Here is a 16144-nt window from a genome sequence, read left to right as displayed (position 1 = left end):
TGAAGTTCATGAAAAAAATATCATAAAAAATGAATGACCATTCATTCAAACTGTGATACAATAATTTTATTAAAGAGAGCATATATATGTTTTAAACGTAAGAACAACTGAAGGGAGCTGTTCACTTTTGGAAGCGTTAACATGGATTAATTGGATACTTTTTTTACTCGTAACATCCTATGCCGTTTATTTATTTGTCACGCTTGTGAAAACGCGGTATGCCTATATCAAATTAGGAAAAAAAGCAGAGTTCAATCATACGTTAAAAGAACGACTACATTCGGTTTGGGTTAACGTATTTGGACAGAAAAAATTATTAAAAGATAAAAAAAGTGGCATTATTCACCTTATGTTTTTTTACGGGTTTTTACTCGTTCAACTTGGTGCCATTGATCTAATCTGGAAAGGCTTAGCTGTAGGGACGCATTTACCTCTTGGACCGCTTTATCCATTCTTTACGTTTTTCCAAGAAATCATCGTCCTCATGATTTTGGTTGCTGTCGTTTGGGCCTTTCATCGACGCTATATTGAAAAATTAGGGCGATTAAAACGAGGATGGAAAGCAGGTCTTGTTCTCATTTTTATTGGTGGGTTGATGACATCCAAGCTGCTAGCAAAAGGAATGGAGATCATTTGGCTTGAAAAATCATTAAGCGGATTTGAACCAATTGCATCTGGAATCGCAGCTCTGTTTGGCTTCCTACCACCTGTTGCAGCAAGCATTCTATTTTTTGTTTTTTGGTGGATGCACTTGCTCTTTTTATTATGTTTTCTTGTCTATGTTCCACAATCAAAACATGCTCATTTAATTGCGGGACCAGTGAATGTCTTTTTAGGGCGGACACATAAAGTGGGTCAGCTGTCGTCGATTAATTTTGAAGATGAGAGCCAAGAAGTGTTTGGGATAAATAAAATTGAAGACTTCAATCAAAAGCAACTAGTCGATTTGTATGCTTGTGTGGAATGTGGTCGCTGTACGAATATGTGCCCAGCGACAGGAACAGGAAAAATGCTCTCGCCAATGGACTTAATCGTGAAAATGCGCGATCACTTAACCGAAAAAGGAGCCGCTGTTACTTCGAAATCAGCGTGGTTGCCTGAGTTTGTTTTTTCCAATACAAAAGCAAATCAACTTGCGACACAAGGAGCAGGTGGAAAAGAAGTCGCAGCAGGGTATGAAGTAAGTCTAATCGGCGATGTGATTACCGAAGAAGAAATTTGGGCCTGTACGACGTGCCGAAATTGTGAAGATCAATGTCCAGTAATGAATGAGCATGTTGATAAAATCATTGATCTGCGTCGTTACCTTGTTTTAACGGAAGGAAAAATGGATGCTGATGCACAGCGAGCCATGACGAACATTGAACGCCAAGGAAATCCGTGGGGAATTAGCAGGAAAGAGCGTGAAAACTGGCGTGAGGGTCGCGATGATATTCATGTTCCAACGGTAAAAGAAATGGAAAAAGCAGGAGAAGAGTTTGAATTTCTATTTTTCGCTGGATCTATGGGGTCTTACGACAAACGAAGTCAAAAAATTGCTCAGTCATTTGCGAAAGTGATGAATGAAGCAGGCGTAACGTTTGCGATTATTGGAAACAAAGAAAAAAATTCGGGCGATACACCACGTCGTTTAGGAAATGAGTTTTTATTCCAAGAACTCGCAACAGCCAACATCGAGTTATTCCAGAAGCATAATATTAAAAAGATTGTCACGATCGACCCACATGCATACAATACGTTTAAAAATGAGTATCCGGAATTTGGTCTAGAAGGAGTCGAAGTGTATCACCATACGGAACTGCTAGCGGAGCTTATTAAAGACGGCCGAATTACGCCAAAATATGAAGTAAAAGAGAAAGTGGTTTACCATGATTCCTGTTACCTTGGCCGATACAATGAAGTATATGAGCCACCTCGCGACATTTTGAGAGCGATACCGGGTGTGGAAATCGTTGAAATGAAACGAAATCGTCAGGACGGCATGTGCTGCGGAGCTGGAGGCGGCATGATGTGGATGGAAGAAGATACAGGTCAACGTGTGAATGAAGCTCGTACGGAGCAAGCGCTTGAAGTAGAGCCTTCTGTGATCGGAAGTGGTTGTCCGTATTGCTTAACGATGCTAAGTGACGGTACAAAGGCAAAAGAAGTCGAAGAACAAGTGCAAACATTAGATTTGGTAGAGATTTTAGAAAAATCACTCGTCCAAAAGGAAAATGAAGCTGTACACTAGAATAAAAAGAAAAGGCTTTCATAATATAGAAGAAAAGGAGCCTGAGCTAAAGATGCCGGGCTTCCTCTCTTTTAGTACAAAGTGAGTGAGCGTTCGCTCAGTCCGGAGGGGGAAATGGGATGAGAACTGTCATTGTTAGTGGAGCGAGAACTCCTTTTGCAAAATGTGGAGGAGCACTTAGTACGTTAAGCGCGAGTGAGTTAGGTGGGTACGCGATCAAGGAGGCGTTGGATCGTGCCAATTGGTCTACTAACCAAGTAGATGAAGTGATTATGGGCAATGTTCTTCAAGCAGGACAAGGGCAAATTCCGTCGCGCCAAGCTGCTCATCACGCTGGATTGCCTTGGTCGGTAAAAACGGAAACGATCAACAAAGTGTGCGCTTCGGGAATGAGAAGTGTCACAATGGCAGATCAAATCATTCGCTTGCAAGAAGCCGATGTGATTGTGGCTGGGGGGATGGAATCAATGAGCAATGCTCCTTATTATCTCCCAGGTGCAAGATGGGGACAGCGGATGGGCAATGGTCAAATGGTTGATGGGATGGTGCATGATGGATTAACATGTGCGTTTCGCGGCGTGCACATGGGTACGTATGGAAGTACGGTAGCGAGTGAGTTGAACATATCAAGAGAAGAACAAGATCAGTGGGCGTATGAGAGCCATAAAAAAGCGCTAGCAGCGATCGAAACAGGAAAGATTGCGGAGGAAATCACTCAAGTAAACATACCTCAGCGAAAAGGTGATTCAGTAATAGTTACTGCAGATGAAGCACCGCGTAAAGAGACATCCATTGAATCATTAGCGAAATTAAAACCAGTGTTCTCAAGAGACGGGACGATCACAGCCGGCAATGCCCCTGGAGTAAACGATGGAGCCGCAGCGTTGCTAGTCATGTCTGAAGAAAAAGCAAAAAAAGCAGGACTGAAGCCATTGGCAACCATTGTCGCACATACAGCACTAGCAATTGAACCAGAAAATTTTCCGAAAACACCGGGACTTGTTATCAATCAATTGCTTGAAAAAACGAATTACCAAGTTGATGACATCGATCTTTTTGAGATAAATGAAGCCTTCGCAGCTGTCGCCCTTGCTAGCAAACAAATTGCAAATATTGATTGTGAAAAAATTAATGTAAACGGAGGCGCAGTCGCCCTTGGACACCCAATCGGAGCAAGTGGAACAAGAATCATCCTAACCCTTGCATACGAACTAAAAAGAAGAGGCGGAGGCCTAGGAATCGCCAGCATCTGCAGCGGCGGAGGCCAAGGAGACGCAGTGTTGATTGAAGTGAACTAAAAAGGGCGGTCTTCCCTTTTTAGTTCACGCAGCAAGGAGCGGAACCGTTGCATGGTTTTAAGCGATCTATGAGTGGGTTTCTCATAGAGCGCGCGCAACGAGAGAAGCCCTTGCCCGCTTCGAAGCGAAAGGCGGTCTTCCCTTTTTAGTTCACGCAGCAAGGAGCGGAACCGTTGCAATCTTTTAAGCGATCTATGAGTGATCTTCTCATAGAGCGCGCGCAGAAAGAGTTGCCCCTTGCCGGCTTCGAAGCGAAAGGTGGTCTTCCCTTTTTTAGTTCACGCAGCAAGGAGCGGAACCGTTGCATGGTTTTAAGCGATCTATGAGTGGGTTTCTCATAGAGCGCGCGCAGAAAGAGTTGCCCCTTGCCGGCTTCGAAGCGAAAGGTGGTCTTCCCTTTTTCTTACACCCAAACAAAGGAGAGAAGAATATATGAATATCCAAACGGTCATGGTCATTGGTGCGGGGCAGATGGGTTCTGGCATTGCACAAGTTCATGCGATGGCAGGGTTAAACGTAATCCTTCATGACATAAAGAAAGAATCCATCGAACGTGGTTTAGCGACAATAACGAAAAACCTAACGCGCCAAGTAGAAAAGGGCAGAGTTAGTGAAGAAGAAAAACAATCAGTGTTAGAAAGAATCATAACTTCAACCGAGTTATTAGACGCAGCTTCTGTTGATCTTGTAATTGAAGCGGTTGTTGAGAACGTAGAGGTAAAGTCAAAGATTTTTGCAGAGCTCGACCAAATCGTGCCTCCATCCACTATATTGGCAACGAATACGTCGTCTTTGCCAATTACGGAAATTGCAGCTGCGACCAGTCGTCCAGAAAATGTGATTGGCATGCATTTTATGAACCCGGTACCGGTTATGAAATTAGTCGAAGTGATTCGTGGACTCGCAACAGCGGATGAGGTGTATGAAAAAATTAAGGCATTATCTTTGAAACTAGGAAAAACACCAGTTGAAGTTAATGATTTTCCTGGATTTGTTTCAAACCGTATTTTAATGCCGATGATCAATGAAGCTATTTTTGCAGTGTATGAAGGTGTAGCTGAACCGGCTGCGATTGATGAAGTCATGAAGCTTGGGATGAATCATCCGATGGGACCTCTCACGTTAGCTGATTTCATTGGGCTCGACACATGCCTTTATATTATGAAAACCCTCCATGACGGTTTCGGTGATGACAAATATCGTCCATGTCCATTGCTAAGAAAATATGTAAAAGCAGGATGGCTTGGCAAAAAGACAGGAAGGGGCTTTTACGAATACAACTAGCAAATGAAGAGCATAGGAGGTGTACCGATGAATCTTCGTTTTACAGAAGAGCAAGACATGATGAGGAAGATGGTTCGGCAATTTGCAGAAGATCAAATTACTCCTTTTATTGATGAAATGGAAAGAAACGAGACATTTCCAAAAGAGATTGTCAAAAAAATGAGCGAGCTTGGCTTAATGGGGATTCCGATTCCTGAGAAGTATGGAGGCTCGGCGATGGATTTTACGTCCTATATTATTGCCATTCATGAATTATCGAAAGTGAGTGCGACAATGGGGGTCATTTTATCGGTTCACACATCGGTTGGAACGAATCCAATTTTGTACTTTGGAACCGAGGAGCAGAAGAAAACGTACGTGTCGAAACTAGCAACAGGGTCGTATTTAGGTGCATTCGGTTTAACAGAACCTAGTGCAGGTTCAGATGCCGCTGCATTAAAAACAACCGCTATCAAAAAGGGCAATGACTATCTTTTAAATGGCACAAAAGTCTTCATTACAAACGGAGGCGAGGCGGACACGTACATTGTGTTTGCTGCAAGTCAGCCAGGGAAAGGGGCAAAAGGGATATCTGCCTTTATCGTCGAAAAAAATACGCCTGGTTTTCAAGTAGGGAAAAAAGAGAAAAAAATGGGGCTTCACGGTTCGAATACGACGGAGCTGATTTTTGACAATGCACGAGTTCCACAAGAGAACTTACTTGGTAAAGAAGGAGACGGATTTAAAATTGCGATGGCGAATCTTGATTTTGGTCGAATCGGAATTGCAGCGCAAAGCTTAGGCATTGCTGAAGCGGCTTTTCAAGCAGCGACAACGTATGCGAAGGAGCGAAAACAATTTGGTAAGTCGATTGGTGAGCAGCAAGGAATTGCTTTTAAACTCGCTGACATGGCTACAAAAATAGAAGCAGCCAAACTGCTTACGTACCGAGCTGCTAACTTAAAAGATCGTGGACTATCATGCGGCAAGGAAGCTTCTATGGCAAAACTATATGCTTCAACAACGGCGATGGAAACCGCCATTGAAGCCATTCAAATATTTGGAGGGTATGGCTATACGAAAGAGTACCCGGTTGAACGCTATTTCCGTGATGCAAAAGTGTGCGAAATCTATGAGGGAACAAGTGAGATTCAGAGAATGGTTATTAGCAAACAGTTACTCAATTAGGGGGTATCAGAGTGAATTTTTTGTTAACGGAAGAACAAGAAATGATTCGTAAAATGGTTCGAGATTTTGCTACGAAAGAAGTGGCTCCTTCAGCTGCAGAGCGTGATGAAGAAGAGCGATTTGATAGGGCGATCTTTGATAAAATGGCTGAACTCGGTCTAACTGGTATTCCGTGGCCTGAGAAGTATGGTGGAATTGGCTCCGATTATATGAGCTATGTGATCGCCGTCGAAGAGCTGTCACGAGTGTGTGCCTCAACAGGGGTGACGTTATCGGCTCATACGTCTTTAGCTGGCTGGCCTATTTATAAATTTGGCACAGAAGAACAAAAGCAAACGTATTTACGCGCGTTAGCAGAAGGATCCAAAATTGGAGCGTATGGTTTAACCGAACCAGGCTCAGGATCTGATGCTGCAGCGATGAAAACGACAGCTCAATTAGATGGCGATTCTTACGTTTTAAATGGGTCTAAGATATTTATTACAAATGGTGGAGTAGCCGATATTTATGTTGTGTTTGCCTTAACCGATCCAAGTCTTCGCCATAAAGGAGCGACGGCCTTTATTATTGAAGCTGATACACCTGGTTTTTCTGTCGGTAAAAAAGAGCATAAGCTTGGAATTCGTTCTTCTCCAACAACGGAAATTATATTTGAAAACTGCCGTGTGCCTGTTTCAAACCGACTTGGCAAAGAAGGCGAAGGGTTTAAAATTGCAATGATGACATTAGATGGAGGACGAAATGGAATTGCTGCTCAAGCAGTTGGGATCGCTCAAGGTGCACTCGATGCGTCGATTGAATATGCGAAAAGTCGCAAACAGTTTGGCAAGTCCATTAGTGTTCATCAAGGAATTTCATTTAAATTGGCTGATATGGCAACAAAGATAGAAGCAAGCCGCCTCCTCACGTATCAAGCTGCTTGGAAAGAAAGCGAAGGACTCTCTTATGGGAAGGAATCCGCGATGTCAAAGCTACTAGCTGGAGATACAGCGATGGAAGTAACGGTCGAAGCGGTTCAAGTGTTCGGTGGCTATGGCTATACGAAAGAGTACCCGGTTGAACGTTATATGCGAGATGCAAAAATTACCCAAATCTATGAGGGAACAAATGAGATTCAAAGGCTCGTTATTGCTAAGATGTTACTAAAGGATTAAAGAGAAGTTTACTGCCTACGTGCCATCAACACTCTACTATAAAAGTTAACAAAATATTCTAAACTTAACTGGTCTATTGTCCCAAAGTTTAGTATGCTATCACTAAGGAAAAAAGTGAGAGGAAGTAGGTTGGCAGAATTGAAGAAATCCGTACCATCACTAGTGAAAGATCCAGAACTAATAAAAAAACGCCGAGAACAAATGGTCAAAGGAGCTGTGCGTTTATTTATTGAAAAAGGGTTCCATCGCACGACAACACGTGAAATTGCCAAAGAGTCAGGCTTTAGCATCGGGACTCTCTATGAATATATAAGATCGAAGGAAGATGTCCTTTATCTAGTTTGTGACAACATCTATGAAGAAGTACGTGATCGCCTAGCATATCATCTAGAGACGAATAACAAAGGAATTGATAGACTGAAAAAAGCAATTGCTGCTTATTTTCAAGTTATTCATGACATGCAAGACGAGGTGCTTGTTATGTATCAAGAGGCGAAATCTCTTCCGAAAGAGGCTCTTTCTTATGTATTGCAAAAAGAAGTAGAGATGACGGAGATGATTGAGCAAGTAATCCGCGATTGTGCTCGCGAGGGAGTCATCGTGGTTCGTGACGCTCAAGTGAAGCTGATGGCTCATAATATTCTTGTTCAAGGACATATGTGGACGTTTAGAAGGTGGCAAATTCAAAAGCACTTTAGTTTAGAAGAGTATACGAATTTGCAAATTGAGCAATTGCTTGAAGGGGTTCGCCGTCCTATGTAGTAGAGGAGGAGTGTTCATGTCAGAATCGTACCGCCTGAAAAACCATGTCCGTTTTGTAACGGCATCGAGCTTGTTCGACGGACATGATGCATCGATTAATATTATGAGAAGAATTTTACAAGCGAGCGGAGCAGAGGTCATTCACCTTGGACATAACCGCTCTGTTGAAGAAATTGTAAACGCTTCCATTCAAGAAGATGTTCAAGGAATTGCGATTTCTTCTTATCAAGGGGGACATGTCGAATTTTTTAAATACTGTTACGATCTCTTGCAAGAAAAGGGAGCAGGACATATCCGAATTTATGGTGGTGGGGGAGGGGTCATCACTCCGCCCGAAATAAGAGAATTACATGAGTACGGAATTGCCCGCATTTATTCACCAGATGACGGACGAAAACACGGGCTTCAAGGCATGATCAATCTCATGTTGAAAGAATGTGATTTTCGTGTTGCTGATAAAATACAAGAAAGCCAAAAATTAAAAGAAAGAAATCCGCTCGTCGTGGCACGCTGGATCACGATAGCTGAACAAACGTCTAGTGAAACAATAAAAGAAGCTCTGAAAGAATGGAAACAACAAGCATCTAATCCTCCGATAATCGGAATAACGGGGACAGGGGGCGCGGGAAAAAGCTCGTTAACAGATGAACTCGTCCGCCGCTTTTTATTTGAGTTTACAGATAAAACCGTGGCCATTCTCTCCATTGACCCAACGAAACAGAAAACAGGTGGCGCCTTACTAGGTGATCGAATTCGAATGAATGCGATTCATCATCCGCGTGTTTTCATGCGGTCGCTAGCTACAAGAGGCTCACGTTCAGAATTGTCCGGCAGTGTGAAAGAAGCTCTTTCTGTCGTGAAAGCCGCAGGGTATGATCTGATCATTGTCGAGACGAGCGGAATTGGGCAAGGAGATGCCGAGATTACAGAGGTCGCTGATATTTCTATGTATGTGATGACAAGTGAGTATGGTGCGCCGTCACAACTTGAGAAAATTGATATGATCGACTTCGCTGATCTAATTGCCATTAACAAGTTCGATCGAAAGGGGTCAGAGGATGCTCTTAGACATGTTCGAAAGCAATACCAACGCAGTCATAACCGCTTTGATGAACCATTAGAAGCGATGCCTGTCTATGGAACAATAGCTAGTCAATTTAATGACCTTGGAACGAACACGTTGTTTGCTGCACTAATCGACTGCATCTCAACAAAATACGGATATAATTGGAAAACACAAATAGAAACAAGTCCAGAAGTAATCAAACAAAACGTGATTATCCCTCCTGGGCAAATTCACTATTTGCGCGATATCGTTCAAACGATTCGTCACTATAAAAACACAACTAAGGAGCAGGCTAATGTTGCTAGGAAGCTGTATCAAGTAACAGGAACAATCGAAATGCTTTCACAACATGACCCGGGAAATAATGTCGAAATGTGGAAGCAACTCACTCATTTGAAAGAGCAACATGAGAACCAACTCCATCCTGAATCAAAAGCGATTTTAGAAGGGTGGGAAGATAAGAAAGCGGCTTACCAACAAGACAAGTACGTGACAAAAATACGTGACAAAGAAATAACAACCGAACTAACAACAGAAAGTTTGTCAGGGTTAAAGATTCCGAAAGTATCGTTGCCGACGTTTTCTGATTGGGGAGATATTCTCAAGTGGTCGATGGAAGAGAATGTACCTGGACAATTTCCTTTTACCGCTGGAGTGTTTCCGTTTAAACGTAAGGGGGAAGATCCAAAGCGTCAATTCGCGGGGGAAGGAACACCAGAGCGAACGAATCGTCGTTTTCATTATTTATCAAAAGATGATGAAGCAAAGCGTTTAAGTACAGCATTTGATTCTGTGACTCTATACGGAGAAGATCCGGATGAACGCCCAGATATATACGGAAAAGTTGGAGAAAGTGGAGTGAGTGTTTGTACCCTAACGGATATGAAAAAATTGTATGCGGGCTTTGACTTGTGTGCGCCACTCACATCAGTATCCATGACGATCAATGGTCCGGCTCCGATTTTGCTTGCGATGTTTATGAACACAGCAATAGATCAACAGCTTGAAAAGTTTGAAGTGGAGAACGGGCGGAAACCGTCAAGTGAAGAACAAGATAGGATCAAACGAGAAACGTTGCATGTTGTTCGCGGAACCGTTCAAGCAGATATTTTAAAAGAAGATCAAGGACAAAATACATGTATTTTCTCAACAGAGTTTGCGCTTAGAATGATGGGAGACATTCAACAATATTTTATTGATTATGATGTTCGTAACTATTATTCCGTTTCGATTTCAGGCTATCATATCGCCGAAGCAGGAGCCAATCCGATTTCCCAGTTAGCGTTTACCCTCGCAAACGGGTTTACGTATGTAGAATATTATTTAAGCAGAGGCATGGATATTAACAAATTTGCGCCAAATCTCTCCTTTTTCTTTAGCAACGGACTCGACCCAGAGTACACCGTTATTGGCCGAGTAGCTAGGAGAATTTGGTCGACTGTGATGAAGCACAAATACAAAGCAAATGAGCGAAGCCAAAAATTAAAATATCATATTCAAACATCAGGGCGCTCGTTACACGCACAAGAAATTGATTTTAATGATATCAGAACGACGCTTCAAGCGTTAATGGCGATCTATGACCATTGTAATTCACTCCATACGAATGCTTATGATGAAGCGATCACTACGCCGACTGAGCATTCAGTGAGAAGAGCGATGGCGATTCAAATGATTATTTCCAAAGAATTAGGCTTAGCGAAAAATGAAAACTCTCTTCAAGGATCGTTTATTATTGAAGAGTTAACGAGTTTAGTAGAAGAAGCCGTATTAAAAGAGCTTGAGCAAATAAATGATCGTGGCGGAGTGCTTGGGGCGATGGAAACCCAATATCAACGGAGCAAGATTCAAGAAGAGTCGATGTACTACGAAATGAAAAAGCATACGGGAGATTTGCCGATTGTGGGGGTCAATACGTTTTTAAATCCAAATGAAGACGAGGGAGAAGAAGAGTTTGCTCTCGAACTCGCTCGAGCGACGCAAGAGGAAAAGAAACAGCAGATTGACCAAGTACGTCTCTTTCAACAACAGCATAAGCATGAAGCGAAGCAGGCATTAGCGAATCTGCAAAAAACAGCGATTCACGGTGGCAACATTTTTGCTGAATTAATGGAAACGGTGAAGGTGGCTAGTTTAGGGCAAATCACAAAAGCGTTGTACGAAGTTGGGGGGAAATACCGCCGAAATATGTAAGCGTTTTAAGAGTGATCGTCAGGAGGCACGTATTAAGGGTGTGACTCTTTTTACGTGTCGTTTTTGTATCGTTGTATGTAGTAGCGACGAGGCAAAAGAGAATGTGATAAATTGTAGAAATAATGTATAATGATGTAAATGAATTTTTGGGGGAGGTGTCTAACGCGTGATTGCAAAAGAATTATATGAACGGTATATTGGTTTAACGCTTTTGCATGATTTAGAGAATGAGGAAGGGACACTTCTCCTAAAAAAAGGTACAGTGTTATCTGAATCAGTGTTAAAACGATTAAATATACCAGTTGAACGATTAGTTTATACTCTTACACGTTCATCAACGAAACATGAACAAGTTCACTTAATGGAAGGTGCAGCAGAGGAAATAAAAACGATTTTTCAAAACTTCCAAAAAGACAAAAACACACTTACTCAAATCGAATCGACTGTATTGCCTACAGTTGAACATTTGGCTCGTGAAGAAAAACTCTCGATTCTCTTAGTGGGAATGCATGATAAAGATGATTATACATACCGCCATAATATTGGTGTGGCCATTGTGGCTTCCATGCTGGCAAGGTGGCTGAAATATTCGGAAGAGGAAATTGAACTAATCACGCTTGGTGGATTGCTTCATGATATTGGCAAGCTCCATGTCAGTGATTATGTATTAACAAAGCCAGGTGCTCTAACAAATGAAGAATACAAAGCAATTCAAATGCATACAACATTTGGATATGATATTTTGAAAAAAGACTCTACATACCCTGAAGCCATTTGTTTAATGGCATTGGAACATCATGAACGCGAAAATGGGACAGGATATCCTCATCAAAAACATGCAGATCAGATCCATCCTTTTTCAAAAATTATTGCGATTGCCGATGTGTTTCATGCGATGACATCTGATCGTGTGTATCGAAAGGGACATGCGCTTTACACCGTGTTAAAGCAAATTAAAGACGATGCCTTTGGGAAATTGGAGCCAACCTTTGTATCCATTTTCATACAAAAATTCATGGAATTGTCGATTGGGAATTATGCTGAACTAAACAATGGCGCGATTGTTAAGATTATGTTCATTTTCCCTTATGATCCGATAAATCCACTTGTTCGTTTAAGTGATGAATTAATTGAGTTAAGCAAATCAGACCTATACATAACAAGACTGATAGCAGAGTAATCTGACTTTCTTCTTCCACGAACTAGCATAAACACCTGAAATATGTTTATAATGAAAAGTATGCTTGAAATACCAACAACGTTTGGATGAATAGATAGAAGATGATGGACGGAAAGGACGTGCCTTTTGATGAAGCTACAAGAATTAGAGAAAGAAGCAATCCAAGAGATGTCGATGGTAGAAATTGCGTTTGAAATTATGAAAGATGAACGCCAACCTTATGACTATTATGACCTTGTACAAAAAGTAGCAGAGGTTAAGGAAATGTCAAAAGAAGAAGTTGAGCAGCGAATTGCCAACTTGTACACAGATATGAACATCGACGGTCGTTTTCACTCTTTAGGCGATAACCGTTGGGGCTTAAAAAGCTGGTATCCTCTTGAACAGGCTGAAGAAGAAATTACAACACCTGTGAAACCACGCAAAAAGGCAAAAGCGGCATTGGATGATGTTGATACGCTTGATGATGGTTTTGAGGACTATGAAGATGAGTATGAAGATTTAGAAGATGAACTAGATGAAATTTCAAATGATGATGATCTAGACGAAGATGAAGATGAAGATGAAGATGTTGATTTCGATGATACAGACGATGATATAGATGATCTCGATGATACGGATGATGAAGATGCAGAAGACGAAGAGGACGATTTACGTTAAGTTTTTCTTCAGTGAAATCTACTTGACTTCTGTACTTAATCTAGGTAGAATCATTTAGGGCTTAAGAAATTGAATGAACTGATTTTATAAAATAAAAACAAAAGTGCGCCCCCTTTCTAGGGAGAGCTGTCACTTTTGTTTTTTTCTTTTTAGTTATTTTCGTAAAGATGATTGCTTTGAATTAGTCTTTCCACATAGTGAAATGGAGCGGAGGCCACTCGACTCCTGCGGGATACAGAGGTAGGGGCGAGACCCCACAGGCGCAGCCGAGGAGGCTCGGCACCTCCTTGCGGGTGCGAGTGGCTGGAGCGCAATGGAACGAACATGTGAAGGATGAAAAAAAGGGATAATTTTTTTAAAGATGGCTCCATTTTTGGGGTACCCTAAACACAATTCGCATTGTAGAAATGCCAGTAGATATCGTGTGAGACGCTCCGTGTAGGAGAATACTTATATATACAAGCAAGGGAGACGAAAAAATGGCGACAACTAAGTATATTTTTGTAACAGGTGGCGTAGTGTCATCACTTGGAAAAGGAATTACAGCTGCTTCATTAGGCCGTTTATTAAAGAACCGTGGCTTAAAAGTAACGATTCAAAAATTTGATCCGTATATTAACGTCGATCCTGGAACGATGAGTCCGTATCAGCATGGAGAAGTTTTCGTAACAGAAGACGGTGCAGAAACAGATTTGGACTTAGGTCACTATGAGCGTTTTATTGACATTAACCTTAGTCAAAACAGCAATGTGACGACGGGAAGAGTGTATTCAACGGTCTTAAAGAAAGAGCGTCGCGGAGATTATCTAGGTGGAACGGTTCAAGTTATCCCACATGTTACGAATGAAATTAAAGAGCGCGTTTTCCGTGCAGGTCGTGAAACGAGTGCGGATGTCGTCATTACCGAAATCGGTGGAACGGTTGGAGATATTGAAAGTTTGCCGTTTTTAGAAGCGATTCGTCAAATTAAAAGTGATGTTGGGTTTGACAATGTTATGTACGTTCACTGTACGTTAATTCCGTATTTAGCGGCTGCAGGTGAAATGAAGTCAAAACCAACTCAACATAGTGTGAAAGAATTACGCAGTCTTGGTATTCAGCCGAATGTGATTGTTGTTCGTACAGAAAAGCCAGTTCCTCAAGATATGAAAGAGAAAATTGCGTTGTTCTGTGATATTGACAAAAATGCTGTTATTGAAGCACGTGATGCAGATACTCTTTATCAAGTTCCGTTAGACTTACAAGCACAGAACTTTGATAAAATCGTCTGCAAGCATTTAAAACTTGAGTGCAAAGAAGCAGATATGACAGAGTGGACAGCTCTAGTTAATAAAGTTCAAAACCTATCTGAAAAAGTAACAATTGCCCTTGTTGGTAAATACGTTGCGTTACAAGATGCTTATCTATCAGTTGCTGAAGCATTACGTCACGCAGGTTATGCATTTGATGCAGATATTGACATTCAGTGGATTGATGCTGAGGAAGTAACAGATGCAAATGTTGCAGAGCTTGTCGGTTCTGCTGATGGGATTTTAGTTCCTGGTGGATTTGGTGATCGTGGAGTGGAAGGAAAAATTTCTGCGATTCGTTATGCTCGTGAGAACAATGTACCGTTTTTAGGAATTTGCTTAGGAATGCAGCTTGCGTCAATCGAGTATGCACGTAACGTGTTAGGCTTAGAAGGTGCGCACTCTGCTGAGTTAAATCCAGAAACGCCATACCCAATTATCGACTTATTGCCTGAGCAAAAAGATGTAGAAGATATGGGTGGAACGCTTCGCCTTGGGTTATTCCCATGTAAGTTAGTAGATGGTACGGTTGCTAGAGCAACATACAATGACGAGATCGTTTATGAGCGTCACCGTCATCGTTATGAGTTTAACAATGAGTACCGTGAGCAAATGGAGAAAGCTGGATTCAAATTCTCAGGGACAAGCCCTGATGGAAGATTAGTGGAAATTATTGAGCTTGAAGATCATCCATACTTCATTGCTTCACAGTTCCACCCAGAATTCAGTTCAAGACCAACACGCCCACAACCACTATTTAGAGAGTTTGTTGGTGCATCATTAAAAAAGTAATTGCTTTAGTAAGGTAAAGAGGGGTCTGACCCCTACCCCCTGGGGGTAGGAGTCAGGCTTTTTTGTATATTTGAGGGGGGAGTCACCTACACTAAAGAATAATCCAAAGGTCTGATGTTAGAGGAGAGGATTTGTTATGACGCAGCAAGAGTGGATTAATCAAATAAATGAACGTCAAGTTGAGGTTAATACGTTAATAGATGAGTACTGGGCTTTATATTCCAGCCCGTCCTCTTGGCAATTTTGGTATCATATTGTACTGCTTGTCGTTCCTCTTCTTCTTCTTTATCGTTTCATTAACAGGGAACGCTTTTTTGAAATTCTGTTTTATGGATACACGACCCACGTTCTTGTTACGTATTTGGATTCGCTTATGAGTAGGTATGGATATTGGGAGCATCCTTACATGATTTTGTCTCAATATCCTTTTACCTTATCGATCAACGCCTCGTTATTACCGGTAACCTATATTTTGCTTTACCAATATTGCACAGATCGTAAGAAAAGTTTTCATTTATGGCTTTTGCCTGTTACAGCGATAATGGCGTTTGGATTTGTAGAAATTCATGAGCAAATGAATATCTTTCAGATATATGACAAAATAAATGTGTTTCAATTGCACGGTGGCTTGTTGAATTTTTATATGTTCTTGCTTAACTATGTGATCGCATCTCTTGCTTTTTGGATTACGAAACTTTTCATAAAGATTAAATATCGTACGTGATAAAAGGAGAGCGGGACGTATCGGTGACAGGTGTAACCGTGGGCAACGGGGCGAGGTTTCAAATCATAAAGGCGATGAAGGACAAAAAGTGCGGAATACCAGGAGAACTGTCCTTCATAAAGGCGATGAAGGACAAAGGAAGTGGAATACCAGGGAAAGTGTCCTTCATTAAGGAGATGAAGGACAAAAAGAGCGGAATAACAGGAGAACTGTCCTTCATAAAGGCGATGAAGGACAAAAGGAAGCCGAATACCAGGGGAAGTGTCCTTCATCAATCCAATGAAGGACAAAAAGAAACCAAATAACAAGAGAAACGTCGTCTTTCACTACTAGGACCTCGATAAA

Annotated in this window: 12 protein-coding genes; all 12 read left to right on the top strand. The window is 41.6% G+C overall.

The window, feature by feature from the left end; genetic code table 11:
* Nucleotides 1-127 precede the first annotated feature (127 nt).
* The 12 genes from N0O92_RS09525 (at nt 128) to N0O92_RS09470 (ending at nt 16104) form a co-directional block, all read left to right on the top strand.
* Entirely contained in the window at nt 128-2230 is a 2103-nt protein-coding gene (locus N0O92_RS09525) for a (Fe-S)-binding protein (RefSeq protein ID WP_315614446.1), read from the top strand.
* A gap of 119 nt (nt 2231-2349) precedes the next feature.
* Nucleotides 2350-3528: an acetyl-CoA C-acetyltransferase gene (locus N0O92_RS09520; protein ID WP_315614445.1), complete on the top strand. Its 1179-nt coding sequence runs from the start codon at nt 2350-2352 to the stop codon at nt 3526-3528.
* Nucleotides 3529-3960: 432 nt separating this feature from the next.
* Nucleotides 3961-4812: a 3-hydroxybutyryl-CoA dehydrogenase gene (locus N0O92_RS09515; protein WP_315614444.1), complete on the top strand. Its 852-nt coding sequence runs from the start codon at nt 3961-3963 to the stop codon at nt 4810-4812.
* A gap of 27 nt (nt 4813-4839) precedes the next feature.
* The gene (locus N0O92_RS09510) at nt 4840-5979 is read left to right on the top strand and encodes an acyl-CoA dehydrogenase (protein WP_315614443.1); all 1140 of its coding nucleotides are present in this window, start codon (nt 4840-4842) and stop codon (nt 5977-5979) included.
* 11 nt (nt 5980-5990) lie between these two features.
* A complete protein-coding gene (locus tag N0O92_RS09505; protein WP_315614442.1) occupies nt 5991-7133 on the top strand; it encodes an acyl-CoA dehydrogenase in 1143 nt (380 codons plus the stop codon).
* A gap of 129 nt (nt 7134-7262) precedes the next feature.
* Nucleotides 7263-7895 (top strand): TetR/AcrR family transcriptional regulator, encoded by a 633-nt coding sequence (locus N0O92_RS09500; protein ID WP_483860626.1) that lies wholly within the window; start codon nt 7263-7265, stop codon nt 7893-7895.
* A gap of 16 nt (nt 7896-7911) precedes the next feature.
* Nucleotides 7912-11154: a fused isobutyryl-CoA mutase/GTPase IcmF gene (gene icmF / locus N0O92_RS09495; RefSeq protein WP_315614441.1), complete on the top strand. Its 3243-nt coding sequence runs from the start codon at nt 7912-7914 to the stop codon at nt 11152-11154.
* Between the two features lie 166 nt (nt 11155-11320).
* A complete protein-coding gene (locus tag N0O92_RS09490; protein WP_315614440.1) occupies nt 11321-12334 on the top strand; it encodes an HD-GYP domain-containing protein in 1014 nt (337 codons plus the stop codon).
* A gap of 129 nt (nt 12335-12463) precedes the next feature.
* Nucleotides 12464-12994, top strand: a complete 531-nt coding sequence (rpoE, locus tag N0O92_RS09485) for a DNA-directed RNA polymerase subunit delta (RefSeq protein ID WP_315614439.1) — start codon at nt 12464-12466, stop codon at nt 12992-12994.
* A gap of 479 nt (nt 12995-13473) precedes the next feature.
* Entirely contained in the window at nt 13474-15075 is a 1602-nt protein-coding gene (locus N0O92_RS09480; protein WP_315614438.1) for a CTP synthase, read from the top strand.
* A gap of 136 nt (nt 15076-15211) precedes the next feature.
* Nucleotides 15212-15799, top strand: a complete 588-nt coding sequence (locus N0O92_RS09475) for a CBO0543 family protein (RefSeq protein ID WP_315614437.1) — start codon at nt 15212-15214, stop codon at nt 15797-15799.
* A gap of 23 nt (nt 15800-15822) precedes the next feature.
* A complete protein-coding gene (locus N0O92_RS09470; RefSeq protein ID WP_315614436.1) occupies nt 15823-16104 on the top strand; it encodes a hypothetical protein in 282 nt (93 codons plus the stop codon).
* Nucleotides 16105-16144: the final 40 nt, after the last annotated feature.

Source organism: Alkalihalobacillus sp. MEB130 (assembly GCF_032335535.1).
Lineage (GTDB): Bacteria > Bacillota > Bacilli > Bacillales > Bacillaceae_D > Halalkalibacter.
Note: the sequence above shows the minus strand (reverse complement) of the source record. Positions and strands in the feature narration are given on the sequence as shown.

Bases quoted from the DNA above. Each gene is read 5' to 3' on its own strand.
- N0O92_RS09520 (WP_315614445.1), top strand. From the start codon at position 2,350: ATGAGAACTGTCATTGTTAGTGGAGCGAGAACTCCTTTTGCAAAATGT.
- N0O92_RS09515 (WP_315614444.1), top strand. From the start codon at position 3,961: ATGAATATCCAAACGGTCATGGTCATTGGTGCGGGGCAGATGGGTTCT.
- N0O92_RS09510 (WP_315614443.1), top strand. From the start codon at position 4,840: ATGAATCTTCGTTTTACAGAAGAGCAAGACATGATGAGGAAGATGGTT.
- icmF (WP_315614441.1), top strand. From the start codon at position 7,912: ATGTCAGAATCGTACCGCCTGAAAAACCATGTCCGTTTTGTAACGGCA.
- rpoE (WP_315614439.1), top strand. From the start codon at position 12,464: ATGAAGCTACAAGAATTAGAGAAAGAAGCAATCCAAGAGATGTCGATG.
- N0O92_RS09480 (WP_315614438.1), top strand. From the start codon at position 13,474: ATGGCGACAACTAAGTATATTTTTGTAACAGGTGGCGTAGTGTCATCA.
- N0O92_RS09475 (WP_315614437.1), top strand. From the start codon at position 15,212: ATGACGCAGCAAGAGTGGATTAATCAAATAAATGAACGTCAAGTTGAG.